2 protein-coding genes and 1 pseudogene are annotated in these 3,389 nt (G+C 68.8%); 1 reads left to right on the plus strand and 2 read right to left on the minus strand.

The window, feature by feature from the left end:
• Window positions 1–599 (plus strand): annotated as a pseudogene (locus CAPSK01_RS18360) (hypothetical protein); the annotation flags it as partial.
• On the opposite strand, the gene CAPSK01_RS18365 reads toward CAPSK01_RS18360, so the two are convergent.
• Together CAPSK01_RS18365 and CAPSK01_RS18370 are read right to left on the minus strand one after the other, a co-directional pair.
• Window positions 554–2,263: a hypothetical protein gene (locus CAPSK01_RS18365; RefSeq protein WP_273704039.1), complete on the minus strand. Its 1,710-nt coding sequence runs from the start codon at window positions 2,261–2,263 to the stop codon at window positions 554–556. The pseudogene CAPSK01_RS18360 and the gene CAPSK01_RS18365 sit on opposite strands and share 46 nt — an antisense overlap.
• A complete protein-coding gene (locus tag CAPSK01_RS18370) occupies window positions 2,260–2,802 on the minus strand; it encodes a class I SAM-dependent methyltransferase (RefSeq protein ID WP_273704040.1) in 543 nt (180 codons plus the stop codon). The genes CAPSK01_RS18365 and CAPSK01_RS18370 overlap by 4 nt, the downstream gene beginning before the upstream one ends.
• Between the last annotated feature and the right edge of the window lie 587 nt (window positions 2,803–3,389).

The following is a 3,389-nucleotide window of genomic DNA, read 5'->3' on the forward strand; positions in this document are numbered from 1 at the left end:
GGCCGGCCCGCCTGGCCATGAGCCTCGCGGGTGCCCTGGTCGTGCCGCTGCTGCTGCTGCAAGGGCAGATGCTGGTCGAGTGGAGTGATCACCCTTTCGACTGGGCATTCGGCATCGTCATCAGCCTCGCCGCCGGCCTGTGTGCGCTCGCCGCCGCTAGGCGGCTCGGCCAGATATTGGACGGCCAACGATCGGCGGGTTCCCGCCCGGGCCTGATCGCTGCGCTGCTCGCTCCCAAGGCCCCCGGGACGCGCGCACTGGCGTTCGCCCAGGTGGCGCTCCTCGGCAGCGTCGTGCTGATCGCCCTCGGACTGCTGTTCGACGCCCGTTATCGCCCGCTGGTCTGGCCGATGCTCGCGGCCCCGGCGGCGCTCCTCCCTGCCCTGACCGTTCTCGGTGACCGGCTCGAGCCGGGGGCCTGGATCGAGCGTGCGCTGGCTGTCGCCTGCGCCGTGGCGGCCGTCGCGCTCGTCTGGCTGGAAGATTTCACCAATATGCAGGCCCTGCGTCTGGCGCTCGTCTGGCTTTGTCTGGCTGCCGCCGTCGGCTGGCCTCACGCCCCGGCCTCCGCGCGTGATCGCGGGCGCGCGGGCGGATAAACGCCCGGCGCAGCGAAAGCGCGCAGCATCATCTCGGTCAGGGTGTGCAGCGGCCCCAGGGCCTGCCGCGGTGGCTCGAGTCCGGGCCGGAAACCTTGCTCGACGAAGCGCGCCAGGATTGCGCCATCACGCGCGACGACATGCACCGGCACATCCCAGGAGGCGTCTTCGCCGGTAATGTTCGCCGCCGGCTGATGATCGGCGATCAGCACATAGACCGCCTCGCGCGGCTCCGGCTGGCGCAGATAGGCACCCAGCCACTGGTAGGTGTAGTTCGCCATGCGCAGAAAGTCGGGGAACATGTCCAGCCAGTTCGGTTGCTCGGCCAGTGCGTGCGCAAGCTGGGCCGCGTCGAAAGGCTGCGGACCGAGCACGCGCGACCAGTCGGGCTGATAGGGCGGCACCGGGCTGAACGGCAAATGGCAGGTGATGGTCGGAAAGAACACGAAACGGGGCGGCGCCTCGCCAGTGCGCGGGTAAAGCTGCTCGAAACGCGCCGCGCTGAACTGGTCGGGAATCTCCCAGAATCCCAGGGCTGGCCCGGCATAGCCCAGATCACGGCGAGCCAGGAAGACGTCGAAGCCGTAGAACGTCCGTTCGGGCCACTCCCAGTCCAATGCTGGATAGAGGCCGAAGGTCTGGTAGCCCTGCGCCCGAAAAAGTGCATTCAGTGTCGGCCGCTGTGTCGTCAGCAGTACGTCGTGGCGCATCGGGTCGCCGAGATCGATCCCCGAGAGCAGACCCAGGTGTGCGAGATCCGACCCGCCGGCAAAGGTCGGCGAGCGGAAGAAGGCGGACACCACCTGCCGGCCACTGGCAGCGATGTCGGCGGCAAAGCGGTTGCGGCTCGGCCGCAGGGCCTGCTCGGCGCGGGCATCGTCGTAAACGACCGCCCCCAGCGATTCGAGCATGATCATATAGACATCGCGCCCGCGCAGCGCCGCCAGCACGCTCTCCGGGGCAGCGGCCAGGGCCGCGTCGACCGCCGTCGAGGCTGGCAGCAGGCTGGCCTGGCGTTGTGGCGAGAAAGCCGTCGCCAGCAGTTGTGCCTGCCGCCAGTAGGTCGGAATGACCGGCTTCGAGACGACCGGCCAGGTCGCGCGCAGGCCGGCCAGATTGGCCGCGACCAGCAGCACGGCCAGCGCCGTGCCTGCCCACGCCCAGCGCGAGCGCAGGGCGAAGGGAACGGCGTCGCGCACGACCACCGCGATCGCCCGGCGCAGCAGCCAGAACAGGATCGCCCACAGCAGACCGACGCTCGCCAGCAGGCCAGCGCTCTGCCACCACGCCAGTTCCTGTGCCGAAACCCACAGGAAGCGCGGAATCTGCGCGCCGTCCCAATACAGGTTGATCGGGCGCCCGAACAGGCTGTGCACGGTGACATCGGCGTAGCGCCCGAGTACCAGCAGCAGGTCGACGAGCGCGAAGAGGGTCAGCGAACGCGGCGACAGCGGACCGCGCCAAGCCACGGTGGCGAGCAGCGCGAGCCACAACCAGACGAACTCGGGTGCCAGCCGGTGATCCGGCAGGATTCCTGGGGTCGGCCACCAGTCCCGGAAGCTGAGCAGGCCGTTGAGGAAGAGCAGCGCCACAACGGCGATGCCGACGCGGCGCCAGGGTACGCGCGCAATGCAAGCGGCCGGGGGCGGCGCCTGCCCGCTCATCCGGCCCCTGCGCCGGAGTCGCCGACCCGGCCGGAAGCGAGATAGCCCATGCCGAATTGTGTCGGTGCCCACTGCCAATGCGTCAGGCGGGGCGCGATGCGATCCCAGGGCGAGGCCAGCTCGCCGGGAGCGCCGTTGTAACCGCGGTTCTTGCAATAGACCCACAGGTTGAGCGGTGCCAGCCAGCCCGGAAAGTACTTGATGCCGGCAATCGCCACGGCGGCTCCCGGACGCGCCACGGCCAGCAGCCGCTCGATGGCGGCCGGCGAGCGCAGGATGTCGTGGGTGTAGTGAAAGAGCAGGGCGTCGACGGGTTCGGGCAGCACCAGCGTCTGCGCCGCGCTCTCCCACAGGCAGACGTTGCACCAGCCGGCGGCATCCGCCCGCACCAACGCCCGTGCCAGCATGTCCGGACTCTGGTCAAAACCGTAAACCCGGCCCGTTTCGCCGACGGCGGCTCGCAGCAGCGGCAGGCTCAGCCCGGTCCCGCACGCGACATCGAGCACCACCTGCCCCGCCTGCAGGTGCAATGCAGCCACCGCGCGCTCACGGATCGGCCAGGTCGGGCCGCAGGTACTGTCATAAGCTGCCGCACGCTGGCGATACTTCGCCAGCGAACGGGCTCGCACAAGGTCGTCGGATCGGATGTCTGCTGGCACGGTCGTCGAACAAAAAGGGGGCGCGGTGGCCGGTGATGGCCTGCGACCGCGCAACGCCGCGATGCATCCTTCGAGACGCCTTCGACGTTCCCGCTGCCCCCGCGCGGCGGCAACCATGCTGAAGGCTGCGCTGGTTCGCTGCCTAGGGTGAATTGGTTGGGATTTCCGGTTTTCGCTGCGGCATGCAAAACGAAAACGGGTGCCCGCAACCGACGGACACCCATCTTCGCAAACCCGGCTTGCCTAAACTTGCCTGGGTTCCTCTTGTCAGCCTCCGGGCTCGGAGGGGTCGATTCCTGCCGGTCAGTTGCGGCGGCGGCGAGCCATGCCCAGGCCGGCCACGGCGAGGCCCAGCAGCGCGAGCGACGAAGGCTCGGGAAGGCCGGGAGGCGGCGTCGTTGAATTGTTGAACGAACCGTTGATCCTATTTTCCTCAGTTGAACGATCCAGATCTGTTGCAAACTGAG

Source organism: Candidatus Accumulibacter vicinus (assembly GCF_000584955.1).
Taxonomy (GTDB): Bacteria; Pseudomonadota; Gammaproteobacteria; order Burkholderiales; family Rhodocyclaceae; genus Accumulibacter; species Accumulibacter vicinus.